A 24,940-nucleotide genomic window follows, 5' to 3' on the forward strand; every position below is an offset into this window, starting at 1 on the left:
AAAAGACCTTACACCGGGTCGTCCACCTGTAAACGACCGTTGGACAGATGGTTATCAGGGCTTAAGCGGTGTTTCTTCGTCTTTTTCCGACAGGCTCTTACCGTCATCCGGATGTTTCCAGGTCTGCGGCGGCGGTGTATCACGCTCTAGCTCGTCAGTGTTTTCAACGCGTTCGAACGCTTCGGGAGTCTGCTCCGCGCGGTCGCGACGTGTCGTTTCCATGGGGCTTGGATGAGGGCCTGGGCTTTGTGCCGCTGGCGTATTCACTGGTCTGGTTGTCATGGTCACCTCTCAGCGAACCGGATTTGAGGTTCAAGCGTTAGAAACAGGCCCGGCGCAGGGGTTCGAAATATTTTCCAGACGGTCAAGCGAACCTCAAGCGTTGACAACACTGACCTGGCTTCCTATAAGTCCACTCCGTTCTGGCCTGTCGGTCAGCACCTGTTTACCTGAAAGCGAAGCGAGACGATGGGATTCACGGATTTTGATGCCGAACTTGCCGACTGGAACTCGTTGCAGACCGCCCTCCCGTGCACAGGCTTGCTGTTGGGCAACGGCGCCAGCCTCGCGGTCTGGAAGGGCTATGCCTACGACTCGCTGTTCGAGCTGGCGCAGACGACCCGCAACAAGCCACTCAGTCCGACAGAACTGGCGCTGTTCAAGTCCATGGAAACCGAGAACTTCGAACCCGTACTCAGTGGCTTGAAGGTCGCAATGCGGGTGAATGCGGCGCTGACCATCAGTTCGTCCTCGCCGCGCAACCGTTACTTCGCCATCAAGGAGGCGTTGATTCACGGTATTCGCTCGGCACACATTCCGTGGCGATTGATCCAAGCCTCGACCATCGCGCACATAAGCCAGGCGCTGAGCCAATACGAAACGGTCTACTCCACCAACTATGACTTGCTCGCTTATTGGGCAGTGATGCACGGCGCGCAGCCATTCGACGATCTTTTCGATGAGGACGCGATATTCAACCTGCACCGAACCGATAGCCACGCCACCCGCATCCTGTATCTGCATGGCGGCATGCATCTGGTGAAGAACTTCGACGGCACGGCGCGCAAGTTGTTGTCATCAGAAAGCACACTGCTGGGCAGCTTCGCGGTAAACGCACTGGAAGATGTGCCGTTGTTCGTGTGCGAAGGCCGGAGCACCGACAAGATGAAGATCATTCGCGGCTCGGATTATCTGTCGTTCTGCCACGCGCAGTTGGCGCAGCATCAAGGCGCACTGTGCATCTTCGGCCATCAACTCGGCAAACAGGACCGGCATATCCTCGATGCCGTCCTTCAGGCCAGGCCGAAAACCCTCGCGATCTCGATCCTGCCGCGCAACGAAGCCTTCGTTCAGCACCAGAAGCGGCACTACCACGCATTGTTCGCGGGGCAGAATATCGAGTTGAAGTTTTACGACGCCAAGACGCATCCGTTGGGTAATCCGCAATTGGCTGTGCCTGTCGCGCGGTTGAAGGAAGCGGTGGAGCTCAAGAAGGGCTGATCCTTCACCGAACGACAGTGGGGAGTAAGCCTTGACGCCCATCATCACGGCGTCAAGGTCACGCCGGCAACGTCGAGAAACGGCTTTACGGATCCCGCGCAAAATCCTCAACAACCTCACCCCATTCCCTGAAAGGCAAGTGTACGGTCGATTCTGTCGGTAGCTGTTAAGGGGCTTTGTGAACGATCTGTGGCTGAATGGACACCTGTCCGTCCCCCAAATAAGAACAAGGCAAGATTCAACATGTCCTCTCGCGAAAACACCGGAATGGTCCTCGGACTGATCGGGGTGGTGATCTTCAGCCTGACCCTGCCCATGACCCGCATCGTCGTTCAAGAGATCCACCCGCTGCTCAACGGGCTTGGCCGAGCGCTGTTTGCGGCAATTCCAGCGGCGGCATTACTGCTGTGGCGCCGAGAGAAGTGGCCGACTCGCGCACAGTTCAAGGCCCTGATGGTGGTCTCGCTTGGCGTGATCATCGGCTTTCCGGTGCTCTCTGCCTGGGCAATGAAAACCCTGCCCGCCTCCCATGGTGCCTTGGTCAACGGCTTGCAGCCGCTGCTTGTCGCGATCTACGCCGCATGGCTGTCCCATGAACGCCCCTCGAAAGCGTTCTGGCTGTGCGCGGCAATGGGCAGCGTCCTGGTGCTGGGATATGCGCTGATCAGCGGCGCAGGCAATCTTCAAGCGGGGGATCTGCTGATGGTCGGCGCGGTCGCAATTGGCGGGCTGGGTTATGCGGAGGGGGGCCGGCTAGCCAAACAGATGGGCGGCTGGCAGGTGATCTGCTGGGCGTTGGTGATCTCGATCCCGGTACTGATCATTCCGGTGGGCTATCTCGCCGCACAACACCAAGGGCCAATTTCTGCGGGTGCGTGGTGGGCGTTCGGTTATGTGTCGTTGTTCTCGCAGTTCATAGGCTTTTTCGCCTGGTATGCGGGGCTGGCCATGGGTGGTATTGCCCGCGTGAGCCAGATCCAGCTGGTGCAGTTGTTCTTCACCATGGCGTTTTCGGCGCTGTTCTTCGGTGAACATATCGATCCGATTACCTGGATCTTCGCCGCAGGCGTGGTCGTGACATTGGCCATCGGGCGCAAGACAGCAGTGATCGCGCCCAAACCGGTAGTCGCGACCCGGGTCTAACCGAGCAGACCGTCCGCCTGGAGCAGCGTCTCCAGGCATTGCTCCTGAATGTTGTAGAACGTCTTCAGCTCCTGAATCTTCGCCAATAGCTCAGTCGGGTCCGTTGGCGATGCGCGTTTAACCGCCAGGATCATCTTGTTCTTGTTGGTGTGTTCCAGCGAAATGAACTCGAAAACCTTGGTTTCGTAACCGCAGGCTTCCAGCAGCAAGGCGCGCAAGGCGTCAGTGACCATTTCCGCCTGCTGCCCCATGTGCAGACCGTATTGCAGCATGGGCTTGAGCAACGTCGGGCTCTGGATCTGCAGGCGGATCTGCTTGTGGCAGCACGGCGAGCACATGATGATCGACGCGCCCGAGCGAATGCCGGTGTGAATCGCGTAATCGGTGGCGATGTCGCAGGCATGCAGCGCGATCATGACGTCCAGCTCACTTGGCGCCACGGAGCGCACGTCGCCGCATTTGAACACCAGCCCCGGATGCTCTAGCCGTGCCGCCGCGTTATTGCACAAGGTCACCATGTCTTCACGAAGCTCAACGCCGGTCACATTGCCTTCGGCCTGCAAGGTGTTACGCAGGTAATCGTGAATCGCGAACGTCAGGTAGCCCTTGCCCGACCCGAAGTCGGCGACTGTCACCGGTTGGTCGAGCTTGATCGGCGAAGTCGTCAACGCGTGGGAGAACACCTCGATGAACTTGTTGATCTGCTTCCATTTGCGCGACATGGCCGGGATCAGCTCATGTTGCTTGTTGGTCACGCCCAGATCCGTGAGGAACGGGCGGCTCAGCTCCAGATAGCGTTTTTTCTCCCGATCATGCTCGGCGCAAGGCGCTTCACGTTGTTGTCGGGATTTGTTGCGGAACAGCGTGCTCTTGCCCTTTTTGCTGAACTCCAGCTGCACCTCATCGGTGAGCGACAGCAAATGTGCGTTCTTGAACGACTCGGGCAACAACTCTGCGATCAGCGTCTGCGCTTCGGCAACCGGATGATTCTTGGTGATGTCGCGGGTCTTGTAGCGATAGACAAAGGACAGGCAAGGCTGATCCTTGATCGTCGTGGGCTTAATGATGATTCGCTGCAGATCCGCTTCGCTACCCACATATTTGGCCAGCACCAGTTTGATCAGCGAGTTCTGCGTCAGGCATGTGTCGAGCAGGCTCAGGAACTGGGCGCGGTGATCCTGCGCTGGCGTCGCGGTGGTGGCAGTAACGGACATCGGGTGCAGCCTCGGGAAGCGAAAAATGCGAGGCCGGTATTTTAGGCGGGTTAAGTGGCCGAGGTGGATTTAATTGTTAACCACCACAAAGCCGTGGATCGGATTTCGCTAATCCAGCACCACCAGCCGATTCGGCAATTCGTTGCGCGCCTGGGTGACCGGCACCTGATCGCTGAGCACATCCCCGCATGAACGAATGCAGCCGAGAAAGCCCTCGAGGATCTTGCCTTCGGCCACCTGCCGGGTGAACACGTCCACCATTGATCGCCAGACCGTATCGTCCACATGACGGGCAATGCCGTCGTCGACGATGATTTCGACGTAGCGCTCGGCTTCACTGACGAAGATCAAAACCCCGGTTCCGTTCGCCGTCGCGTGCAGGTTCTGCTCAAGAAACTGCCGCCGCGCCAGACTCCCCGCGCGCCAGTGCCGTACCGAGCCGGGAACCAGGCGCGTGGTGATCGCAGGCAGACGGCACAGCAACGCCACGACGATGAACGTCGCTATCTGCGTCAACAGCAGTTCGTTCGCATTCAGCCAGCCGGGATAGAAGTTGATCAGCCCCGGCAGCAGCAAGGCGATCAGACCGGCCCAGATCAGCGGGACATACGCGTAGTCGTCGGCGCTGGCCGCCAGTACCGTCACCAGTTCGGCGTCAGTCTGACGCTCGACCGCTTCGATGGCCTGGGCAACCTGTTTCTGTTCGTCTTCAGTGAGCAATGTCATGCGCTACAACCCTTATTGAGCTATCGACTACCAGCCACCAGAGGCACCGCCACCACCGAAACTGCCTCCGCCACCGCGCATCCCCCCGCCACCACCAGAGCCACCGGAACCGAAACCTCCACCGCCCCGCGATCCGATATAGCCGCCGCCCAGACCACCCAGCGCACGGCCCCAACGCATGTTGATATAGATGAAAGCCACGAAAAGGATGAGAAACAGCAGGCTCATTTTCCAGTCAGTGACATCGTCACCCCCTGAAGCCCCGACGACAGGTTCGGCCAGTGGATCGCCTCCCAGCACCTGCACCATGGCCTCGGTGCCCTTGCTGATGCCACCGACAAAATCGCCCTGCTTGAAGGCCGGTGTGATGACCTGATTGATGATCACCGACGATTGCGCGTCGGTGAGCCGGTCTTCCAGACCATAGCCCACCTCGATCCGAACCTTGCGCTCGTCCTTGGCGACGATCAGCAGCGCGCCGTTGTCCTTGCCTTTCTGCCCGATGCCCCAGAACCGGCCGAGCTGATAGCCGTAGTCTTCGATGGTCGAGCCCTGCAGGTTGGGCAGCGTGACCACCACGACCTGCTCGGTGGTCAGCTCCTCATGGGCGCGCAGCATCTGCGAAAGGCGCTCTTTGCTGTCGTTGTCGAGCATGCCGGCAACATCGACCACCTGGCCGCTCAAGGCCGGAAACTTCAACTCTGCCTGAGCCCATTGAGCGGATATGCCAAGCGACAACGCCAGCAAAGCGACCCACATCCCCCGGCGCACGCGTCCCATCAGAATTTCACTTGGGGCGCTTTGTCAGCGTCAGCGGCAGTGGCTTCAAAGTTGGGACGGATCGGCAGATCGCTGTACATCACCGTGTGCCAGAGACGACCGGGAAAGGTCCGAATCTCGGTGTTGTAGCGCTCAACCGAAGCAATGAAATCCCGACGCGCCACGGCGATCCGGTTTTCCGTGCCCTCAAGCTGAGATTGCAGCGAGAGGAAGTTCTGATTGGATTTGAGGTCCGGATAACGCTCGGACACGACCATCAACCGGCTCAAGGCGCCGGTCAACTGGCCCTGAGCGTCCTGAAACTGCTTGAGCTTGGCCGGATCGTTCAACGTGTTCGCGTCGATCTGAATAGAGGTGGCCTTGGCCCGTGCTTCGATGACCGCAGTCAGGGTCTCCTGCTCCTGTTTGGCATAACCCTTCACGGTTTCAACGAGATTGGGGATCAGGTCCGCGCGACGCTGATACTGATTCTGAACCTGTGCCCATGCGGCCTTGACCTGCTCGTCATACGTCGGAATGTTGTTGATGCCGCAGCCGGCCAGCAACGTGCTCAGCAGCATCAGCAACGTTAGTGACAAATTGTAACGACTGCCTCTGACGTGCCCGTAACGCTCTATTTGCATGGCCTCTGCGCTCCTTGAAGTTGTTCGATAGTCTTCCCCGTCAGACATGACTTTAGCCAAATCGGACGTTCCCCGGCATAATCTTGCCCCATCGCGTTGTCAGGGCACTGGATTGCCGAACCGCAATCAGATAAAACTCGCTGCGCTACTGATGCCTGGATGCATCGAGAGTTCAGCGACAGCCTCGTCCTGATGACAATAAAAACCAAAGGTTTCACACCGAAAACAAAGGCCACCCGGTATTTCGCGCGAGTTGCCGGTTCACGCCTTGAGAAAATCATTCATGAATAAGCTGTGTTTACTGAGTCTTGTCATCGGTTTGGCCAGTCAGTCCGCCTGGGCGCAAACGGCAACCGTCCCCGCCAGTAATCTCTCGACGCTGCAAGCCAAGAATGCATTCATCTCCAACTTGATGAAGCAGATGACCCTCGACGAAAAGATCGGTCAACTGCGCCTGATCAGCATCGGCCCGGAAATGCCGAAGTCGGAAATCGTCAAGGAGATCGCGGCCGGCAAGATCGGTGGCACCTTCAACTCCGTCCTGCTGCCCGATAACCGCGCCATGCAGGACGCCGCGGTCGCCCATAGCCGCAACAAGATTCCGATGTTCTTCGCCTACGACGTGGTTCACGGCCAGCGCACCATCTTCCCGATCAGCCTGGGCCTGGCATCGACCTGGGACATGGACGCCGTCACTCGCGCCGGTCGCGTTTCGGCGATCGAAGCCGCCGCCGATGGCGTGGACATGACCTTCGCGCCCATGGTCGACATCACTCGCGATGCCCGTTGGGGACGGAGCTCCGAAGGCTTCGGCGAAGACACCTATCTGGTTTCACGCCTGTCCGCGACCATGACCCGCGCCTTCCAGGGCACCAGCACTCAAGCACCGAACAGCATCATGGCGGCGGTCAAACACTTCGCGCTATACGGCGCGGTGGAAGGCGGTCGCGACTACAACACCGTGGACATGAGCCCAGTGCGCATGCAGCAGGACTACCTGCCGCCGTACCGCGCTGCCATTGATGCTGGCGCGGGCGGTGTCATGGTCGCGTTGAACTCGATCAACGGCGTGCCTTCGACCGCCAACGCCTGGCTGCTTCAGGATGTGCTTCGCAAGGACTGGGGCTTCAAGGGCGTGACCGTCAGCGACCATGGCGCGATCAAGGAACTGATCGACCACGGCGTCGCCAAGGACTTCCGCGAAGCTGCCAAGCTGGCCATCAAGGCAGGCGTGGACCTGAGCATGAACGACAAGGCCTACGGCGAAGAACTCCCGGCGCTGGTCAAGAACGGCGAAGTATCGGTCAAGGAAGTCGACAGCGCCGTACGTGAAGTGCTCGGCGCGAAGTGGGACATGGGGCTGTTCGCCAACCCCTACCTGCGCATCGGTGCGGCAGTGGACGACCCTGCCGACCGTGACGCCGAGAACCGTCTGCACCGCACCGAGGCGCGCGACGTGGCTCGCCGCAGCATGGTCTTGCTGAAGAACGACAACAACACCCTGCCATTGAAGAAACAAGGCACCATCGCCGTGATCGGTCCGCTGGCCAAAAGCTCGCTGGACATGCTCGGCAGCTGGTCGGCAGCCGGCCTGGCGCGTCAGACGATCAGCGCTTATGACGGACTGGCCAACGCTGTCGGCGACAAGGCCAAGCTGCTGTATGCCGCAGGCACCAACGTCACCGACAATCAGGAAGCGATCACCTACCTGAACAACATGGACGACAAGATTCACATCGACGGTCGTCCGGAGCAGGAGATGATCGACGAAGCGGTCAAGGTCGCTCAACAGTCTGACGTGGTCGTCGCCGTGGTCGGGGAATCACGCAACATGTCCCACGAAGCCGCCAGCCGTGTTGACCTCGTACTGCCGGGTCGTCAGCGTGATTTGATCAAGGCCCTCAAGGCCACTGGCAAACCGCTGGTCATCGTTCTGATGAACGGCCGGCCACTGGCGCTGGGCGAAGAGAACAAGCAGGCCGACGCCATGCTGGAAAGCTGGTTCCTGGGGACCGAAGGCGGCAACGCGCTGGCTGACGTCCTCTTCGGCGACTACAACCCGTCGGGCAAACTGCCGATGACCTTCCCCCGTTCGGTGGGTCAGGTGCCTGCGTACTACAACCACCTGAACACAGGCCGTCCTTATCGTCCAAACGATTCGAACTACACCTCGAACTACTTCGAAGAGCCGACCAGCCCGCTGTTCCCGTTCGGTTATGGCTTGAGCTACACACAATTCAGCGTGTCGGAGCCGGTTCTGTCCATCAACAAGATGACGCGCAAAGACAAGCTGACGGCCACCGTGCAGGTGAAGAACATCGGCAAGGTCGCGGGTGAAACCGTCGTTCAGTTGTACCTGCGCGATGTCGCTGCGTCGATCAGTCGTCCGGTCAAGGAGCTCAAGAACTTCCAGAAGATCATGTTGAAGCCAGGCGAAGAGAAAGCCGTGAGCTTCACCGTGACCGAGGAAGATCTGAAGTTCTTCAACCCCTCGCTCAAGTACGCCGCAGAGGCAGGCGAATTCAAGCTGATGATCGGCCTGGATTCCAATGATGTAAAAGAAACGACGTTCAACCTGCTGTAAACCTGCTGTCGACGCGGGGCGGACATCGCCCCCGCCGCAGATGGATAACGTTGTAGGAGCGCGTTTGCCCGCGACTGCGGTCCGTCATTCACCCTTTGCCATGACTGACGAAACGCAATCGCGGGCAAGCGCGCTCCTACAGGTTCATCATTCTGGGTTGCCCACCATGCCCCGCTACGCTCGCCTGCTCCTGTATGTCCTGTTGATCCTCGCGGGTGCCGTGATCGTCGCGACGCTGGCCATGCATCAGGCTCAGCGCCACTCCCTGGAAGACGATGCAGATCGCGCTCGGGACCAGCTCTCCCTCTACGCCAATACCCTTCAAACCCTGATCGAGCGCTACCGCGCCCTCCCCGCCGTACTCGCGCTTGACCCACAATTTCGAGATGCTCTGAAAGCGCCCGTCAGCGCCGAAACCACGCAGGCACTCAACCTCAAGCTTGAGCAGATCAACGGCGCGGCGCAGTCTTCGACACTGGAGCTACTGGACCGTAACGGCCTGGCGATCGGCGCCAGCAACTGGAAACTGCCCAGCAGTTATGTCGGCCACAATTATGGGTTCCGCCCCTACTTCACTCAGACCAAAGCCAATGGCGTCGGGCGTTTCTATGCGGTCGGCGTGACCAGTGGCATCCCGGGTTACTTCCTGTCCAATGCGGTGCGCGACGATGCCGGGCAGTTCATTGGCGCCATGGTGGTCAAACTGGAATTCCCGGACCTGGAACACAGTTGGGCGCAGGGCGATGACGTGCTGCTGGTCAGCGACGCGAAAGGTATCGTATTCATCGCCAATCAGCCTGGCTGGCGCTATCGCTCGCTACGCCCGCTGTCCGATCAGGATCGCAGCGAACTGGGCAGCACCCGCCAGTACGACAAGCAGCCGCTGACGCCCTTGATTCATCAGCCACTTCGCACGTTCAACGACGATAGCCATCTCAGCCAGATTGCGGCGCCGGATGGTACGGCAGCCTACCTCTGGCAATCGCTGCCGCTACAACCGGAAGGCTGGACCCTGCATCTGCTGCGTAAACCCCAACCTGCCGCGGAGGACATCCGCAACGCGGCGCTGGCTGCGGCCGGCACCTGGCTGACGCTGGTGTTTCTCGGGTTGTTCCTTTACCAACGCTGGCGACTGGCGCGCATGCGTCAACGCAGCCGGGAAGAACTGGAACAACTGGTGGAAGAGCGGACGCGGGACCTGCAAACCGCGCAGGACGGGTTGGTCCAATCGACGAAACTGGCGGCGCTGGGGCAGATGTCTGCCGCGCTCGCCCATGAAATCAACCAACCCCTGACAGCCCAGCGCATGCAATTGGCGACCCTGCGTCTGCTGCTCGATCACGGCCGCATCGACGATGCCTACAAAGCGCTGCTCCCTCTCGATCAACAATTGACCCGCATGGCCGCCCTGACTGGCCATCTCAAGACCTTCGCCCGCAAAAGCCCCAGCGGTCTGCGCGAACGAGTGGATCTGGCTGGCGTGGTCGATCAGGCGTTGCTGCTTCTCGATGCGCGGATTCGTGAAGAAAGAGTCAGTTGTGTGCTGGACCTCACCCGACCGGCCTGGATTCGTGGCGATGCCATTCGTCTGGAGCAGGTGCTGATCAACTTACTGCGTAACGCTCTGGACGCCATGAGCGGAAAACCGCTCAAGCGCCTGGAGATCCACATCGACAGCGACGGTGATCACTGGCGTCTGGCGGTAGCTGACAGCGGCGGTGGCATTGCCGACGAACATCTGGCGAACATTTTCGACCCGTTTTTCACCACCAAACCCGTGGGCGACGGCCTCGGGCTGGGGTTGGCGGTTTCCTACGCCATCGTGCATGAAGGAGGGGGTCGCCTGAGCGCCGAAAACGTGAACAATGGCGCACGGTTTTTCTTCTGTCTGCCCAAGTCTTCGCAGGTGCCCCCCGCATGCTGAACTCGGTGATCGTGGTCGACGACGAGATGCCCATCCGCCAAGCGGTGGAGCAATGGCTGTCGTTGTCAGGTTTTGACGTGCAGGTGTTCAGCCGCGCCGAAGACTGCCTGGCGCGAATCCCCGAGCACTTCCCCGGTGTCGTGCTGAGCGACGTGCGCATGCCCGGCATGAGTGGTCTGGAGCTGTTGAGTCAATTGCAGAAACGCGACGCTGATCTTCCCATCATTCTGCTGACCGGCCATGGTGACGTGCCCATGGCCGTCGATGCCATGCGCGACGGTGCCTACGATTTCCTCGAAAAGCCCTTCACCCCGGAAACACTGCTCGGCAGTCTGCGCCGCGCTCTGGAAAAACGCACGCTGGTGCTGGAAAACCGTCGACTCCATGAACTGGCCGACAACCGCTCGCGCCTCGACGCCACGTTGCTTGGTTTATCACCCGCAATGCAGACGCTACGACGCCAGGTTCAGGACCTGGCGCAACTGCCGGTCAACGTGTTGATACGAGGAGAAACCGGCAGCGGCAAGGAAATGGTCGCCCACTGTCTGCATGAGTTCGGTCCTCGGGCGAACAAACCCTTTGTCGCCGTCAACTGCGCGGCCATTCCCGAACAACTGTTCGAAGCCGAGTTGTTCGGCCATGAGAGCGGCGCATTCACCGGCGCTCAGGGCAAGCGCATCGGTAAGCTTGAATTTGCCCACGGTGGCACGCTGTTTCTCGACGAAATCGAAAGCATGCCCCTCGCCCAGCAGGTGAAACTGCTGCGGGTGATTCAAGACCGGCGCCTTGAAAGGCTGGGCTCCAATCAGAGCATTGAGGTCGATCTGCGCATCATTGCCGCGACCAAACCGGATCTGCTCGAAGAAGCCAAAGCCGGTCGCTTCCGCGAAGACCTGGCCTATCGTCTGAACATCGCTGAATTGCGGTTGCCGCCGTTGCGTGAGCGGCGTGAAGACATTCCATTGCTGTTCGGGCACTTCTCGCGCCAGGCGGCCGAGCGCATGGGCCGTCGCGCGCCAACACTCACGGGTGACCAGTTGACCCATTTGCTGAGCCATGACTGGCCGGGGAACGTGCGAGAACTCGCCAACGCAGCGGAGCGCCAAGTCTTGGGGCTGGACAACCCTGCCTCGGTGGACATGCCTGCCGGAAAGTCGCTTGCCGCGCAGCAAGAGGCTTTCGAGGCCCATTGCCTGCGTGCTGCCTTGAGCCGTCACCATGGCGATATCAAGGCGGTGCTCAATGAGCTGCAACTGCCGCGCCGCACGTTGAACGAGAAGATGCAGCGCCACGGGTTGGTCAGGGAGATGTTTTTACCCGACTAGTGGCGCGTGACACATTGGGCATCGGCAATTTTTCGCTTGTTCGTTAAACACGTATAGGCGGATTTCCGCTCATCCCTTCCCGGCAAACCCTTCTAAACCGGCCCTCTCGGGGTTTGGCACAGCTCCTGCTATCACTCCCGCCAGACCGCATCGCTGCGCTCCCTCTAAAAACAATGACTTGCAGGAAACCTCATGGCTATCCCCAACTCTGTGTCCAGCGGATCGACCGCCGCGCCTGTTGCTGAAAAAACCACCAAGACCACCACGAGCCGCCTGAAATCCATTTTCTCAGGTTCGGTCGGCAACATGGTCGAGTGGTACGACTGGTACGTCTATGCCGCTTTCTCCCTCTACTTTGCCAAAGTCTTCTTCCCCAAGGGCGACACCACTGCACAACTGCTCAACACCGCCGCAATCTTCGCCGTGGGCTTCCTGATGCGCCCGATCGGTGGCTGGCTGATGGGGCTGTATGCCGACCGCAAGGGCCGCAAGGCTGCACTGATGGCGTCGGTACTGTTGATGTGCTTCGGTTCGCTGATCATCGCGCTGACGCCGGGTTACGAAACCATCGGCGTCGGTGCACCGATACTCCTGGTGTTCGCGCGTTTGCTGCAGGGCCTGTCGGTAGGCGGCGAATACGGCACGTCGGCCACCTACCTCAGCGAGATGGCCACCAAGGAACGTCGGGGCTTCTTTTCCAGCTTCCAGTACGTGACCCTGATTTCCGGGCAGCTCATCGCGCTGGGCGTGCTGATTGTCCTGCAACAGACCCTGACCACTGAACAACTGAATGCCTGGGGCTGGCGGATTCCGTTTGCCATCGGCGCGCTGTGCGCAGTGGTTGCGCTGTTCCTGCGCCGTGGCATGGAGGAAACCGAGTCCTTCACCAAGAAGAAAGAAGAGCCCAAAGAAAGCCTGATGCGCACGCTGATGCGTCATCCCAAGGAATTGATGACCGTGGTCGGCCTGACCATGGGCGGCACCCTGGCCTTCTATACCTACACTACCTACATGCAGAAATACCTGGTGAACACGGTCGGCATGAGCATCACCGACTCCACCACTATTTCTGCGGCTACGCTGTTCCTGTTCATGGTGTTGCAGCCGGTAATTGGCGCGTTGTCGGACAAAGTGGGGCGTCGTCCGATCCTGATCGCGTTCGGCGTGCTTGGCACCCTGTGCACGGTGCCGATCCTCACCACCCTGCACACCATTCAGACCTGGTGGGGCGCGTTCTTCCTGATCATGGCCGCGCTGATCATCGTCAGCGGTTACACCTCGATCAACGCCGTGGTAAAGGCCGAGTTGTTCCCCACCGAAATCCGCGCGCTCGGTGTCGGCCTGCCTTACGCATTGACCGTATCGATCTTCGGCGGCACTGCCGAGTACATCGCCCTGTGGTTCAAGAGCATCGGAATGGAGACGGGTTACTACTGGTACGTGACCGCTTGTATCGCCTGTTCGCTGCTGGTTTATGTGTTCATGAAAGACACCCGCAAGCACTCACGGATCGAGAACGACTGACCGGTTTCTGACCTGTAGCAGTCCGGCTTGCCGGCGGTGGCGTCATCGAAATCGCAACCGCCGGCAAGCCGGGCTGCTACGGGGAGTTAGGGTGAACAACCAGGGGGCAGCCGCGGGAACGGGCTGCCCTTTTTTTTCGCTGTCATGACAGCTAAGTGGCTGAATCATCGGCGGCTTTTTGTAGTATCAATTTCAACGATGATCGCTACCAATGCGATTGACTTTTTAATAATCCAGAGCCGAGTAAAGTTAACTCCATACCGAGTTACACACTCATTGAATCGATCTGGAGCAACTACCATGAAAACTAACAAACTGATTTTCGGTCTCGCCTTCTCTATCTTGGCAACTAGCGCTTTCGCACTTCCAGCCGTTGACGCAAGCAAACATATCAACGCACCGGTAGTTGCAGAAAATGGTTCCTCCCACACCAACATCGGCCGTGTGGCCGCTGACGGCGCTGATCACGTAGGTGCCAACCGCCTTGCCGCTGACGGCGCTGATCACGTAGGTGCCAACCGCCTTGCCGCTGACGGTTCCGATCACGTAGGTGCCAACCGTGTTGCCGCTGACGGCGCTGACCACGTAGGCGCCAACCGCCTTGCTGCTGACGGCGCTGACCACGTTGGTGCCAACCGCCTTGCCGCTGACGGCGCTGACCACGTAGGCGCTAACCGCCTTGCCGCCGACGGCGCTGACCATGTTGGTGCAAATCGTCTGGCTGCAGACGGTGCTGATCATGTGGGTGCAAACCGTTTGAGCTGATCGCTGCACGGTTCCCTTCCCAGCCCGGCCTTTGCCGGGCTTGATTTTTTTCGGCGCGAAAAATCGTCACAAGCCCCGTATCTTCTGCGTTTGCGCCTTATGCCGGGCACCGATCTCCCTGAGATGCCCGATCCGCACCACAATCGCCTCGTACTACACACAATCCTGCACCCCAACGCGGCAAAATTTTAAAATCACACAAACAAAAAGCTGTCAAGAGCCAAATCTGTCAGATTAGACAGAAAGCGCCCCGTTTCAGGACAAAATCCGCTGGAGCGCTTTAAAACCGGGCGCCAGGGGCAACTATCATTTTCGGCGATGGTGGATAGCAATCTTGTTAACTTCTACTTAATGCGTACGCGCGTAACATTAGCTCCATACCCAAGTTGAAAAATTATTGAACTTTGATGGAGCAATCATCATGAAAACTTCGAATATCCTGTTTGGCCTAAGTCTGTCCATCCTGGCATCCAGCGCATTCGCTCTGCCGGTTTCCGATAACCACTCTGTATTGCACGGCAATGTCGTCGCTGAAGGTGGTTCATCTCATACCAATGCTTCGCACACCGGTACTTATCGTCAGGCTTCCGACGGTTCCGACCACGTCGGTGCGAACCGCCTCGCCGCCGATGGCGCTGACCGCGTTGGCAACAACCGTCAAGCGGCCGATGGTGCTGACCACGTCGGTGCAAACCGCCTGGCCGCTGATGGCGCTGATCGCGTTGGCAATAACCGTCAAGCTGCCGATGGCGCTGACCACGTCGGTGCAAACCGTCTGGCCGCCGATGGCGCAGACCGCGTAGGTAACAACCGCGTCAGCTAACACCGCTTTACATGTTTCACCTCTCGAACTCCCTTTGTAGCCTGGCTTATGCCAGGCTTTTTTTTTTGCCACGCCAGGCGGCAAGGTCTGGAATCCATACACAATGCCTTGCACTATGACGACCTTCATTCTGAGCAGACAGGCGTCGCTGATGCAGACCTGTCGTCTACACCTCTTCCAGGAAACGCGCCATGTCAGACGATATTCACTTCTATGAACCCTCTAAAGGCCACGGGCTACCCCACGACCCCTTCAACGCCATCGTCGGCCCGCGTCCCATCGGCTGGATCTCGTCGCAGGATTCACAAGGCAAACTCAATCTGGCCCCGTACAGCTTCTTCAACGCGTTCAACTATGTGCCGCCGATCATTGGTTTCTGCAGCATCGGTCGCAAGGACAGCCTGAATAACATCGAGCAGACCGGCGAGTTCGTCTGGAACCTGGCGACACGGCCGCTCGCCGAGCAAATGAACATGAGCTGCGCACCGGTCGCGGCGGACGTCAATGAGTTCGAGCTGGCAAATCTCACCGCTGAACCCTCACGTATCGTCTCGGTGCCGAGGGTGAAGGAAACGCCGGTAGCGTTCGAGTGCAAGGTGACGCAGATCATCCAGCTGCAGCGCGCCGACAAAGAGGTCGTGCCAAGTTGGTTGATCATGGGCGAAGTGGTGGCGATTCATATCGCCAAACGGCTGCTCAAGGACGGGGTTTATGACACCGCAGCCGGCGAGCCGATCCTGCGCGGCGGCGGCCCGGCCGACTATTTCCAGCTCGGCCCTGAAGCGTTGTTCAAGATGTACCGCCCGAAAGCCTGATCAGTCCTGCGCGAACATCAGCTCGCCCTCGGAAGTCACATCGATCAGCCGCTCCAGTTCCAGGACAGCGGCCTGATCGGCAGCCAGAGCGGTCTTGAACGATTGATCCTGCAGTACCCGATGAAAAGCGGGCGCACCGCCCGCCCCCAGGCCTTTGACGGCAATCGCGGCGCTATAGCCACCGTCGCCAGGAACAGCGGCGGAAACGGCTTCGTAATGCTGGAATTCTTTGCGTGCCATGGGAGGAAGATCCTGCCTAGAGAAGGGAAAGGCGAGGATTTTAAACGGATGGAGTCAATTTTGGTTACTGGCAGCGTCTGCTACAGATATTCATCAGCCCGCCTTTCTCGCGGTCGCAGATCCGTAAGCCTGTTCAGCCTGGGCTGAGGCCACGATGGCGAAGGTCTGGAAATCCAGACTCCGGACAAGCAGCTCAGTGACCAACTCGGAAAATATCTCAAGCTCCGGCGCAGCCAACCAGTCGTTCATCGCTGACTTGTCAGCCCACATTCCGCTGATAGCCCAGACATCATGCTCGGTCATGGATTGTTGCAGAGCAAAATGCAGACAACCTGCGGCGCTGGAGGATGAAGCGATTAACGTGCTCAAGCGCGCGCCCACTTGCGCGCTGTATCCGGCTCTGGCGCGAATCGTTACCTGATGGCTCACGACTGAAGTGCTGTGCATGGTCCTGCTCCTTTGGTCGGCCTTGAATCGACCGCGATCAGAAAAGGGAGGTGCGGCTGGAAGTGAAGATTAGAGGCCGGAGCGCAAACACCGGTAGCCGATTACTGCCCGGTTATTGCCTGATTCTGCGCGCATCCGGTTTATCCCTTACGCATGAAAGCTCGGGTTCGAAGCGCATCCTGTGGGACTTTCGAGCAATCGGGCCTACCGAACACGGCGTTTCGTCGCCTCAAACGTGAACCCTCAGCAGAATCAGGCAATCATCCTGCAGGATTCGCCTAACGCTTGCGATTGCACAAAAATAAGCTGTGATACATCGACGCTTCGTCAGAGGACCCACCCATGCTGCCTACCGCCATTGAGCCTTGCGCAACCAGTGCAGTGCCAGACCCCCGGCCCATGCCTGAGCTGAGCGCGCAGATGGAACAACAGCGTGCCGAGCTGGCAGAGCTGATACGCCGTCATGCCCCTGCCGATGGCAGTTTCCAGACGCTGATCAAACCCTTGTTCATGGTCCGCCACGACCGCCCCCTGCAATCGGTGCCGGGGCTGGTCCAACCCGCCTTGTGCATCATGGCCCAGGGTCGGAAAGACGTGACGCTGGGCGGCGAACTGTTCACCTATGACCCGCTCAACTATCTGGTGCTGTCGGTCGCGCTGCCGATCAGCGGCAAGGTGATCTACGCCACCCCCGAAGATCCGCATCTGGCCATGCGCCTGGACATCGATCCTGCCGAGATCAACGCATTGATCGCCGAAGCTGGCCCGATGAGTGTCCCGACTCGCCCCAGCGGCCGAGGGATGTATGTCGAGCGTATCGATTCGCAGCTGCTGGATGCGGTGATTCGCCTGATTCGGTTGCTGGACAGCCCGAAAGACATTCCCATGCTGGCGCCGCTGATCACCCGCGAAATCCTTTACCGCCTGCTGCGCGGGAGTGAAGGCTATCGGTTGTATGAAATTGCCATTTCCAACTGCCAGACCCATCGCGTCACCCAAGCGATCAAGTGGCTCAACCACAATTTCCAGCAACCGCTGCGCATCGAGGAACTGGCTCGGGAAGTGAACCTCAGCGTCTCGACGCTGCACCATCGCTTCAAGGCCGTGACCGCGATGAGTCCGTTGCAATACCAGAAACAATTGCGCCTTCAGGAAGCCCGCCGCTTGATGCTGGCGGACGGAATAGAGGCCTCGGCGGCCGGATACAGGGTCGGCTATGAAAGCCCTTCGCAGTTCAGCCGCGAGTACAGCCGTCTGTTCGGCGCGCCACCCTTGCGGGATCTGGCGCGCCTGCGCAAGACGCTTTGATTTTTTCCTGACCAGCGCGCATCAGGCGCTCAGTGACACGCCATCACACTCCTGCGCGGTCTTAATGGTCGCGGCGATGTCGCGAATGAACGTGACCGTCCATTGACGCAATTGCCCTCTTTTGCCGGAAAAATACTGTCTGAGCCGCTCGACGCACGCCTTGTTGCGAGGCATGCGTGAGCCAATTTCTGACCCGATTCAGACGGCGCGAACGACGTGTTTGATTTCCTGAAAAGCCTGCATGCCCCACGGCCCCAGTTCGCGGCCGAGGCTGCTTTGCTTGTAACCGCCCCACGCCGTCTGAGGGAAGATCACCTGCGGCGCATTGATCCACACAAGCCCCGCCTGTAGCGCGTTGGCGACACGCTCGGTCGTGGCGGTATCACGACCGACCACACTGGCAACCAATCCGAACTGGCTATCATTGGCCAGGGCGATTGCCTCGGCTTCAGAGCTGAAGCCCCTCACGCAAAGCACCGGACCGAAAATTTCTTCACGCCACAGGGCACTGTCGAGGGGCACATGGCTGAGGACCGCAGGCTGCAAAAAATATCCGCGAGGCTGATCGGGCGGGCGTTTGCCGCCGCACAACAGACGCGCGCCGGTGTCTTTTCCGGCGTCGATGTGGGCAATCACCCGTTGGTACTGCGCCTGATTGACCAAGGGGCCCATCTCGGCGCCGTCTTCCTTCGGCCCGGCGACCTTGATCGACTGCGCCTTGGCGACAATGCGCTCAAGAAAAGGCTCGAGCAGTTCCTTGGCGACCAATACCCGACTGGTGGCCGAACACATCTGACCGGCGTTGAAATAGCCGCCCCCGCTCGCCAACTCCACGGCCAGATCCAGATCGGCATCGGCCAACACAATCAGGGAAGACTTGCCGCCCAGCTCCAGGCTCACGCCCTTGATGGTTTCCGCCGCCCGCTGCATCACCTGCACGCCGACCGCGTTGCTGCCGGTGAACGACACCTTGGCAATGCCCGGATGCCCGGACATCGGCGCGCCGACCGCAAGACCGGTGCCACACACCACGTTGAACACCCCGGTCGGCAGGCCGCTGGCCGCGATGATCTGCGCCAGTTCCAGCTCGGCCAGCGGAGTGACCTCCGAAGGCTTCAGGACCACGCAGCACCCGGCTGCCAGCGCCGGCGCCAGCTTCCAGGCAGTGGTTACCATTGGGAAGTTCCATGGCACGATCAGCCCGACCACGCCGCAAGGTTCGCGACGCAAACGCGCTGTGAAATCATCGCTCGGTAATTCGATTTCACGGTTCTGCTGACCATCGGAGGCTTCGGCCAGCCCGGCGTAATAGTTGAACGTGGCAATCACATCGTCGACATCGATGGCAGCTTCAAAGCCTGGCTTGCCGTTGTTGCTCGACTGCAATTCGATCAGCCTTTCACGCCTGTCCGCTACACCCGTGGCGATCTTGCGCAGGATCATCGCCCGCGCCGCGCCAGTGGTTTTCGACCAGGCACCGAACGCAGCGCGAGCAGCCTGAACGGCATCATCCACGGAACCAACATCGCCGCTGGCGACGATTGCCAATCGCTCTTCAGTAGACGGATCGATCACCGTCAGTTGATCGCCACCGGTGCACCACTGCCCATCGATGTACAGACCTGCCAAAACCGGACTCACAACACCTGCCTCACTCACGATATTTTCAATCCATTCATCCAACTGCGCTGGTCGATTTCGATGACGGTCGGGCCTTGGCGGTCATTCGCCGCATTCAAAGCCGCTTTCAGTTGCTCGACACCGCCGACCGCTTCGGCCACACAGCCCAGGGCCTTGGCGACGCCAATGAAATCCGGGGTATAGATGTCCACGCCAACAGGCTCGATGGCGCGGTTGACCATGTATTTCTTGATCTCTTCGTAACCCTGGTTATTCCACAAAAGGACAATGATCGGCGTGCGCGCTTCAACGGCGCTGGCCAGCTCCGGCAAGGTGAACTGCAAGCCACCGTCGCCGATCAGGCAGGCCACGGGATTGCGCTCGCCAGCGTCCTGACTGCCCAGCCAGGCGCCAATAGCGGCTGGCAAGGCGTAACCCAGGGTGCCGTAGCCCGTAGATGAGTTGAACCAGCGACGAGGTTTGTCCAGATCCAGGGTCAGGTTGCCGGTGTAGACCGGCTGGGTCGAATCACCCACGATCACAATCTCGGGTAATACCTCGAGCACGGTTTGCAGGAACAGGGTTTGCCCGCGAGTGGCTTCATCCCACGACGCGTCCAGCGTGGTTTTCAGTGCTGCGGCGCGTTTGTGACCCCAGTCACTCTGACGTTCGGCCAGAGGTTGCTCAGCCAATGCAGCGACCAGCGCTTGGGTCGCCGTCAGTGCGTCGGACACCAGCCCGACCTTGGGCGGGAAATTGCGCACGGTTTGATCGGGGTCGATGTCAACGCGCAGCAGCGTGCCGGGAATCTTGAAATGGCCCTGGAACGTGATGTCGTAGTCGGTCTCGGCCAGCTCTGTGCCGATGGCCAGCACCACATCGGCGGCTTCGATGATTTCGCGGGTGGGGTCAAGGGATTGCGTCGAGCCGATCAACAACGGATGGCTGGACGGCAGCATGCCCTTGGCGTTAATGGTCAACGCAACCGGCGCGTCGAGTTTTTCGGCAAGTTCGGTCAGTGCAGCGGCGGCATCGATTGCGCCGCCACCGGCCAGAATCAACGGACGCCTGGCGTTTGCGAGCAAACTGGCCATTTGTTTGATGGTGGACGGCGCAGGTCCGGCGCGCGAGATCGACACCGGCTGACTGTGCAGCAGGTCATCGGCATTCTCGACCAGGACATCCAGCGGGATTTCGATATGCACCGGACGCGGCCGCGCCGCCTGAAACAGGGCGAAGGCTCGCGCCAGCACCGACGGCAATTCAGCGGCCGACATCAACGTGTGGGAGAACGCCGCGACGCCCGCCACCAGCACGCTCTGCGAAGGCAGCTCATGCAGCTTGCCCCGGCCTCCACCCAACTGACTGCGCGATTGCACGCTGGAGATCACCAGCATCGGGATCGAATCGGCGTAGGCCTGGCCCATTGCCGTGGTGATATTGGTCATGCCCGGCCCGGTGATGATGAAGCACACACCCGGCTTGCCACTGGTACGCGCATAGCCGTCGGCCATGAAACCGGCGCCCTGCTCGTGGCGCGGGGTCACGTGGTTGATCGAGGAGCTCGCCAGCCCGCGATACAGCTCCACCGTATGCACGCCGGGAATGCCGAACACCTGCTCGACACCGTATCCCTCGAGTAACTTGACCAATACTTCGCCGCACGTCGCCATTTGTCTGGACCTTTATTCGTTCTGAAAAACCGGATTTCGACCCTGCTGAGCTGGCCCTCGCCAGATGCAGCAGATAGAGGTCATTGGAACCGTGCGGACATATCGGTGACAACGCAAAAAATGTCATGCTTAGGCATGTTCTCCACTCATGCCTGCGCGCCCGATGAAACGTCTGCCTCCCCTTCCCGCCCTGCACACCTTCCTGATCACGGCTCAGTGCTGCAACTTCACGCGGGCGGCAGAACTGCTGCACATCACTCAAGGCGCGGTAAGCCGGCAGATTTCCGGCCTGGAAAATCATCTGGGTTATAGCCTGTTCCAGCGTCAGGCCCGAGGCTTGAGCCTGACCGCACAAGGTCGCGAGTTGTTTCCCAGGATCCAGCAGGTATTTGCCCTGATCGATGAAGCGGTCGATCAGGTCGGCGTCAAGCGCGAGGCGCTGCAACTCAAGGCGCCGACCTGCATGATGCGCTGGCTGCTGCCACGCCTGCTGCAGTGGCAAAAGGAACGTCCGGACGCTGCGGTGGAACTGACGACCACGGTTCAGCATGCAGTGGATTTTCGCCGTGAGGCATTCGATGCAGCAGTGGTGTACGGCGCGCGTCCCGACGGATCGATGCAGGTTCATCATATTTTCGACGAACAACTCACACCGGTCTGCTCACAATCACTGCTTGATGGCGCGACGCCGCTTGGGCAGTTGCGCGACCTGGAACAGCACATGTTGCTGCACCCGACCCGCGATCAGCGAGACTGGGAGCAATGGCTCAAGGCCGCCGGAACGACGCTGAGCAACATCGGCAAAGGACAGCACTTCGATACGCTGGATCTGGCGATGACCGTCGCGTCTCAAGGGTCGGGCGTGGCCATCGGCGACTGGGCACTGATTGGCGACGACCTGAGCGCCGGCCGGCTAGTGATGCCGTTCGATCTGAAGGTGAGAACGGGCGCCGCTTACTACTTCGTCTACCCGAAACGAGCCGGATCATCCCCGCAATTACAGGAGTTGCTGGACTGGTTGCTGGCGCAGGCGGCAGAGCGCCAGGTCGCTTAAAACTCAGCCTTCAGGCGCTTGGCCGCCGATAAAAACATTCAATCCCCCGTCACCACGCCATCATGGCAATCCCGACCTACACTCATCCTGTCCGTCCAAAAATAATGTTTACCGGATCGAGGCAGACGTCATGAGAACCACAATAAAAAGACAATGCGTTTATGTAGTCGCTGTCCTGACTGTTCTGAGCATCTATGCGGCTGGCGCCTGGCGTATCGAGCAACTGCGACAACAGCCACGTATGGCAGTGGTGTGCACGTTTGGCCATTGCACACCAACCGATGCCAGCTTCAGCGCGCTACGCTGACGGCACTGGCAAAAGGATCGATGAGCGCCGCTGTCGGTTAGCAAGCTAACGGACTAGACTGGTACCCCTTTTCCCGCTGTGGTTTACGGCGGGTCAATCTGCCAGTTCGAGTCCCCGTTCGTGACCAGCCTCAATCAAACCCGCCCCGACATCCGCAGCATTCTGTTCGCGCTGATGATGGCCGTCTTTCTCAGCGCGCTGGATCAGACCATCGTCGCGGTCTCAATGCCAGCCATCTCCGCTCAATTCCAGGATTTCGACCTGCTCGCCTGGGTCATTTCGGCCTATATGGTGGCCCTGACCGTAGCCGTGCCGATCTACGGGAAGCTCGGTGATCTGTACGGTCGCCGGCGCCTGATGCTGTTCGGCCTCGGGACTTTCACCGTTGCCTCCCTCTTCTGCGCCATGGCGCAAAGCATGGAGCAACTGGTGCTGGCACGAGTACTACAGGGCATCGGCGCAGGCGGCATGGTCTCGGTCAGCCAGGCGATCATTGGCGACATCGTGCCGCCTCGCGAACGCGGTCGTTATCAGGGTTACTTCAGTGGGATGTACGCCGCGGCCAGCGTGGCGGGCCCTGTGCTGGGCGGTTTCATGACGGAGTATCTGTCGTGGCGCTGGGTCTTCATCATCAATTTGCCGCTGGGTCTGATTGCCTGGTGGGTGGCGCGCCAGACGCTCATAGGCCTGCCGGTTCCGCAACGCAAACCGGTCATCGACTACCTCGGAACGATCCTGATGATCATCGGGCTGACCGCACTGTTGCTCGGCATCACCGAAATCGGTCAGGGCCACAGCTGGCATGATGATCAGGTGCTGATTCAACTCGGTGTAGCCTTGATAGCCCTGCTTGTTTTCGTACTGTACGAACGCCGGACCCACGAACCCCTGTTGCCCATGCACCTGTTCGCCAACCGCAGCGCCGTGTTGTGCTGGTGCACGATTTTCTTCACCAGTTTTCAGGCAATCTCGTTGATCGTGTTGCTGCCACTGCGCTTCCAGACCGTGACCGGTGGCGGCGCAGACAGTGCCGCGCTGCACCTGATGCCACTGGCAATCGGCATGCCCATGGGGGCCTATTTCGGCGGGCGCCGCACTTCCCTCTCCGGCCGGTACAAGCCGATCATTCTGGCCGGTGCGCTGTTGATGCCGCTGGCGATCCTGGGCATAGCCTTGACCCCGCCAGAATCAGTGATCCTGACGGGTCTGTTCATGGTGCTTACCGGCATCGCCAGCGGGCTGCAATTTCCGACATCACTGGTGGGCACGCAGAACTCGGTCGAAATGAAAGACATGGGCGTGGCCACCAGCACCACGAACCTGTTCCGCTCTCTGGGCGGCGCAGTAGGTGTTGCGAGCATGTCGGCGCTGTTGCTGGCGATGCTGGCCGGTTCCGGGTTGGGCCAGGTCAGTGGCGCGTCACTGGGCGAAGGCAGTTCAGGCAATCTGCTGATGGACAGCCTGCACGCCGCAAGCGGCCCGGCGCTGGAGCTGCTGCGCGGGCAGTTGTCGGTGACGTTCCAGCATTTGCTGATGATCAGCGCCGCCGTCTCGTTGTTGGGCCTTGCAGCAGCGCTGGCCATGCCGAACAACCTGCTGCGCGGGCGGGAAGACAGGGATCGTTGACGTCGAGACGATCCCGTCTCTGGCCGGCTCCACATTAAATCCTTCGGGCCGGTTCAACCGTTGTAATACCCCACCGCCACTAGGAAATCGCCGACCTTACGCATGTAGGCGTGCTTGTGTTCGATCTTGCCAGTGACCGGGTTACGCCAGCGGTACTCGTATTCGCCTTCGGGCTGTTTCTTGATCATGTCCAGCATGGGTATGCCGACGGGTTTGCCCTCCGGATCCTTGACCTTGCTGAAGTCGGTATTGACCAGCCGCAGATTAGTGCCGTGGGCGACATAACGCCGGGTGTCGACATTGACCACGAACACGTAGAGATCATCCTGAAGAAAGCCGCCCTTGAGGTCGTTGATCGCCTTGATGGTGCCGTCCTCATCCTGCTCCAGCGCCCTGGACGCCTTGGCCAGCAGCGCTTTCGCCTGCTCCGGCGACGCCCGCGGCAGGTAATAACCCACGGCCAGCACACGATTGCCGATGCGCTGAAAGTAAACCCGCTTGCGCTCGACCTTGCCATCGTTCTGGTTTTTCCAGCGGTATTCAGATTGCTGAATTCCGGCACTTTCCGGGGTGGTCAGAACCTCTTTGAAGCCTTTCTGCAGTTCAGGGTCAAGAACCGAAGAAACATCGCGACCGATCAACACCACCGAGGGCCCGCCACTGGCGAGCATGACGCCGCTGGTATCCGTGACGAAAACATAGCGCTCTCCATCGACGTACTCGCCCTGACGGCTGAACTCGGCCAGTGCCTTGTCCCCCACCTCCCGATAATGGGCCACTGCCTTTTCCAGCAGTGCTTTGGCCGCTGCCGCCTCCTGCACTTCATCGCCCGCCGCCCGCACTTGCCCCACGAAAAGACAGGCAAGCGCGACAACCGCGAATTTTCTCCACACCCCACATTCCGAAACGACTGGCATCG

The 24,940-nt window shown here is 59.6% G+C and carries 23 protein-coding genes; 12 read left to right on the top strand and 11 right to left on the bottom strand.

The window, feature by feature from the left end:
- Positions 1 to 54 precede the first annotated feature (54 nt).
- The gene (locus D3M70_RS32145) at positions 55 to 282 is read right to left on the bottom strand and encodes a hypothetical protein (RefSeq protein WP_218568463.1); all 228 of its coding nucleotides are present in this window, start codon (positions 280 to 282) and stop codon (positions 55 to 57) included.
- A 186-nt stretch (positions 283 to 468) separates the two neighbouring features.
- Here D3M70_RS32145 and D3M70_RS28825 point away from each other — a divergent pair, with 186 nt between their 5' ends.
- The gene (locus D3M70_RS28825; RefSeq protein ID WP_120129398.1) at positions 469 to 1,500 is read left to right on the top strand and encodes a DUF4917 family protein; all 1,032 of its coding nucleotides are present in this window, start codon (positions 469 to 471) and stop codon (positions 1,498 to 1,500) included.
- Positions 1,501 to 1,743: 243 nt separating this feature from the next.
- Entirely contained in the window at positions 1,744 to 2,643 is a 900-nt protein-coding gene (locus D3M70_RS28830; protein ID WP_120129400.1) for a DMT family transporter, read from the top strand.
- On the opposite strand, the gene D3M70_RS28835 is transcribed toward D3M70_RS28830, so the two are convergent.
- From D3M70_RS28835 to D3M70_RS28850, 4 genes are all read right to left on the bottom strand, one after another.
- Positions 2,640 to 3,857 (bottom strand): SAM-dependent methyltransferase, encoded by a 1,218-nt coding sequence (locus tag D3M70_RS28835; RefSeq protein ID WP_120129401.1) that lies wholly within the window; start codon positions 3,855 to 3,857, stop codon positions 2,640 to 2,642. The genes D3M70_RS28830 and D3M70_RS28835 overlap by 4 nt on opposite strands.
- Before the next feature lie 108 nt (positions 3,858 to 3,965).
- Positions 3,966 to 4,583: a TPM domain-containing protein gene (locus D3M70_RS28840; RefSeq protein ID WP_120129403.1), complete on the bottom strand. Its 618-nt coding sequence runs from the start codon at positions 4,581 to 4,583 to the stop codon at positions 3,966 to 3,968.
- A 27-nt stretch (positions 4,584 to 4,610) separates the two neighbouring features.
- Entirely contained in the window at positions 4,611 to 5,363 is a 753-nt protein-coding gene (locus D3M70_RS28845; protein ID WP_120129405.1) for a YgcG family protein, read from the bottom strand.
- Positions 5,363 to 5,986, bottom strand: coding sequence for a LemA family protein (locus D3M70_RS28850; RefSeq protein WP_120129406.1), 624 nt, complete (start codon positions 5,984 to 5,986; stop codon positions 5,363 to 5,365). The genes D3M70_RS28845 and D3M70_RS28850 overlap by 1 nt, the downstream gene beginning before the upstream one ends.
- 283 nt (positions 5,987 to 6,269) lie before the next feature.
- Here D3M70_RS28850 and bglX point away from each other — a divergent pair, with 283 nt between their 5' ends.
- The 7 genes from bglX to D3M70_RS28885 all read left to right on the top strand — a co-directional run bounded on the left by bglX (position 6,270) and on the right by D3M70_RS28885 (position 15,746).
- A complete protein-coding gene (gene bglX, locus D3M70_RS28855; protein WP_120129408.1) occupies positions 6,270 to 8,570 on the top strand; it encodes a beta-glucosidase BglX in 2,301 nt (766 codons plus the stop codon).
- A 166-nt stretch (positions 8,571 to 8,736) separates the two neighbouring features.
- The gene (locus tag D3M70_RS28860) at positions 8,737 to 10,494 is read left to right on the top strand and encodes an ATP-binding protein (RefSeq protein WP_256660026.1); all 1,758 of its coding nucleotides are present in this window, start codon (positions 8,737 to 8,739) and stop codon (positions 10,492 to 10,494) included.
- Positions 10,488 to 11,819, top strand: coding sequence for a sigma-54 dependent transcriptional regulator (locus D3M70_RS28865; RefSeq protein ID WP_120129409.1), 1,332 nt, complete (start codon positions 10,488 to 10,490; stop codon positions 11,817 to 11,819). The genes D3M70_RS28860 and D3M70_RS28865 overlap by 7 nt, the downstream gene beginning before the upstream one ends.
- 192 nt (positions 11,820 to 12,011) lie before the next feature.
- On the top strand, positions 12,012 to 13,343 hold the full coding sequence (locus D3M70_RS28870) for an MFS transporter (protein WP_165869920.1): 1,332 nt from the start codon (positions 12,012 to 12,014) through the stop codon (positions 13,341 to 13,343).
- A gap of 300 nt (positions 13,344 to 13,643) precedes the next feature.
- Complete coding sequence (locus tag D3M70_RS34360; protein WP_120129411.1) at positions 13,644 to 14,108, top strand: hypothetical protein; 465 nt, start codon at positions 13,644 to 13,646, stop codon at positions 14,106 to 14,108.
- Positions 14,109 to 14,529: 421 nt separating this feature from the next.
- Complete coding sequence (locus tag D3M70_RS28880; protein WP_120129412.1) at positions 14,530 to 14,931, top strand: hypothetical protein; 402 nt, start codon at positions 14,530 to 14,532, stop codon at positions 14,929 to 14,931.
- Positions 14,932 to 15,122: 191 nt separating this feature from the next.
- Positions 15,123 to 15,746, top strand: a complete 624-nt coding sequence (locus D3M70_RS28885) for a flavin reductase family protein (RefSeq protein ID WP_120129414.1) — start codon at positions 15,123 to 15,125, stop codon at positions 15,744 to 15,746.
- On the opposite strand, the gene D3M70_RS28890 is transcribed toward D3M70_RS28885, so the two are convergent.
- Positions 15,747 to 15,986: a hypothetical protein gene (locus D3M70_RS28890; protein ID WP_120129415.1), complete on the bottom strand. Its 240-nt coding sequence runs from the start codon at positions 15,984 to 15,986 to the stop codon at positions 15,747 to 15,749. It lies immediately after the preceding gene.
- Positions 15,987 to 16,079: 93 nt separating this feature from the next.
- Positions 16,080 to 16,433 carry an antibiotic biosynthesis monooxygenase family protein gene (locus D3M70_RS28895; RefSeq protein WP_120129417.1) on the bottom strand — a complete coding sequence of 118 codons (354 nt, stop codon included), beginning with the start codon at positions 16,431 to 16,433 and terminating at the stop codon, positions 16,080 to 16,082.
- A gap of 399 nt (positions 16,434 to 16,832) precedes the next feature.
- On the opposite strand from D3M70_RS28895, the gene D3M70_RS28900 reads away from it, so the two are divergent.
- Entirely contained in the window at positions 16,833 to 17,741 is a 909-nt protein-coding gene (locus D3M70_RS28900) for an AraC family transcriptional regulator (protein ID WP_256660041.1), read from the top strand.
- Positions 17,742 to 17,762: 21 nt separating this feature from the next.
- On the opposite strand, the gene D3M70_RS32150 is transcribed toward D3M70_RS28900, so the two are convergent.
- From D3M70_RS32150 to D3M70_RS28910, 3 genes are read right to left on the bottom strand one after another with little or no spacing between them, the layout of a single operon-like run.
- Entirely contained in the window at positions 17,763 to 17,915 is a 153-nt protein-coding gene (locus D3M70_RS32150; protein WP_165869921.1) for a hypothetical protein, read from the bottom strand.
- A 24-nt stretch (positions 17,916 to 17,939) separates the two neighbouring features.
- Positions 17,940 to 19,382 carry an aldehyde dehydrogenase family protein gene (locus D3M70_RS28905; RefSeq protein WP_120129891.1) on the bottom strand — a complete coding sequence of 481 codons (1,443 nt, stop codon included), beginning with the start codon at positions 19,380 to 19,382 and terminating at the stop codon, positions 17,940 to 17,942.
- A gap of 14 nt (positions 19,383 to 19,396) precedes the next feature.
- The gene (locus tag D3M70_RS28910; protein WP_120129418.1) at positions 19,397 to 21,034 is read right to left on the bottom strand and encodes a 5-guanidino-2-oxopentanoate decarboxylase; all 1,638 of its coding nucleotides are present in this window, start codon (positions 21,032 to 21,034) and stop codon (positions 19,397 to 19,399) included.
- Between the two features lie 163 nt (positions 21,035 to 21,197).
- Here D3M70_RS28910 and D3M70_RS28915 point away from each other — a divergent pair, with 163 nt between their 5' ends.
- Together D3M70_RS28915 and D3M70_RS28920 are read left to right on the top strand one after the other, a co-directional pair.
- Positions 21,198 to 22,088 carry a LysR substrate-binding domain-containing protein gene (locus D3M70_RS28915; protein ID WP_120129420.1) on the top strand — a complete coding sequence of 297 codons (891 nt, stop codon included), beginning with the start codon at positions 21,198 to 21,200 and terminating at the stop codon, positions 22,086 to 22,088.
- Positions 22,089 to 22,515: 427 nt separating this feature from the next.
- The gene (locus D3M70_RS28920; RefSeq protein WP_120129893.1) at positions 22,516 to 24,021 is read left to right on the top strand and encodes an MDR family MFS transporter; all 1,506 of its coding nucleotides are present in this window, start codon (positions 22,516 to 22,518) and stop codon (positions 24,019 to 24,021) included.
- A gap of 53 nt (positions 24,022 to 24,074) precedes the next feature.
- Here the strand turns inward: D3M70_RS28920 and D3M70_RS28925 are convergent, their stop codons facing one another.
- Entirely contained in the window at positions 24,075 to 24,938 is an 864-nt protein-coding gene (locus D3M70_RS28925) for a cache domain-containing protein (RefSeq protein WP_120129421.1), read from the bottom strand.
- Between the last annotated feature and the right edge of the window lie 2 nt (positions 24,939 to 24,940).

Origin of the sequence: Pseudomonas sp. LS-2 (assembly GCF_003605735.1) — a bacterium.
Taxonomy (GTDB): Bacteria; Pseudomonadota; Gammaproteobacteria; order Pseudomonadales; family Pseudomonadaceae; genus Aquipseudomonas.

Coding starts and splice junctions, on each gene's coding strand:
- D3M70_RS32145 (WP_218568463.1), bottom strand. CDS start 282: ATGACAACCAGACCAGTGAATACGCCAGCGGCACAAAGCCCAGGCCCT.
- D3M70_RS28825 (WP_120129398.1), top strand. CDS start 469: ATGGGATTCACGGATTTTGATGCCGAACTTGCCGACTGGAACTCGTTG.
- D3M70_RS28830 (WP_120129400.1), top strand. CDS start 1,744: ATGTCCTCTCGCGAAAACACCGGAATGGTCCTCGGACTGATCGGGGTG.
- D3M70_RS28835 (WP_120129401.1), bottom strand. CDS start 3,857: ATGTCCGTTACTGCCACCACCGCGACGCCAGCGCAGGATCACCGCGCC.
- D3M70_RS28840 (WP_120129403.1), bottom strand. CDS start 4,583: ATGACATTGCTCACTGAAGACGAACAGAAACAGGTTGCCCAGGCCATC.
- D3M70_RS28845 (WP_120129405.1), bottom strand. CDS start 5,363: ATGGGACGCGTGCGCCGGGGGATGTGGGTCGCTTTGCTGGCGTTGTCG.
- D3M70_RS28850 (WP_120129406.1), bottom strand. CDS start 5,986: ATGCAAATAGAGCGTTACGGGCACGTCAGAGGCAGTCGTTACAATTTG.
- bglX (WP_120129408.1), top strand. CDS start 6,270: ATGAATAAGCTGTGTTTACTGAGTCTTGTCATCGGTTTGGCCAGTCAG.
- D3M70_RS28860 (WP_256660026.1), top strand. CDS start 8,737: ATGCCCCGCTACGCTCGCCTGCTCCTGTATGTCCTGTTGATCCTCGCG.
- D3M70_RS28865 (WP_120129409.1), top strand. CDS start 10,488: ATGCTGAACTCGGTGATCGTGGTCGACGACGAGATGCCCATCCGCCAA.
- D3M70_RS28870 (WP_165869920.1), top strand. CDS start 12,012: ATGGCTATCCCCAACTCTGTGTCCAGCGGATCGACCGCCGCGCCTGTT.
- D3M70_RS34360 (WP_120129411.1), top strand. CDS start 13,644: ATGAAAACTAACAAACTGATTTTCGGTCTCGCCTTCTCTATCTTGGCA.
- D3M70_RS28880 (WP_120129412.1), top strand. CDS start 14,530: ATGAAAACTTCGAATATCCTGTTTGGCCTAAGTCTGTCCATCCTGGCA.
- D3M70_RS28885 (WP_120129414.1), top strand. CDS start 15,123: ATGTCAGACGATATTCACTTCTATGAACCCTCTAAAGGCCACGGGCTA.
- D3M70_RS28890 (WP_120129415.1), bottom strand. CDS start 15,986: ATGGCACGCAAAGAATTCCAGCATTACGAAGCCGTTTCCGCCGCTGTT.
- D3M70_RS28895 (WP_120129417.1), bottom strand. CDS start 16,433: ATGCACAGCACTTCAGTCGTGAGCCATCAGGTAACGATTCGCGCCAGA.
- D3M70_RS28900 (WP_256660041.1), top strand. CDS start 16,833: ATGCCTGAGCTGAGCGCGCAGATGGAACAACAGCGTGCCGAGCTGGCA.
- D3M70_RS32150 (WP_165869921.1), bottom strand. CDS start 17,915: ATGCCTCGCAACAAGGCGTGCGTCGAGCGGCTCAGACAGTATTTTTCC.
- D3M70_RS28910 (WP_120129418.1), bottom strand. CDS start 21,034: ATGGCGACGTGCGGCGAAGTATTGGTCAAGTTACTCGAGGGATACGGT.
- D3M70_RS28915 (WP_120129420.1), top strand. CDS start 21,198: ATGAAACGTCTGCCTCCCCTTCCCGCCCTGCACACCTTCCTGATCACG.
- D3M70_RS28925 (WP_120129421.1), bottom strand. CDS start 24,938: ATGCCAGTCGTTTCGGAATGTGGGGTGTGGAGAAAATTCGCGGTTGTC.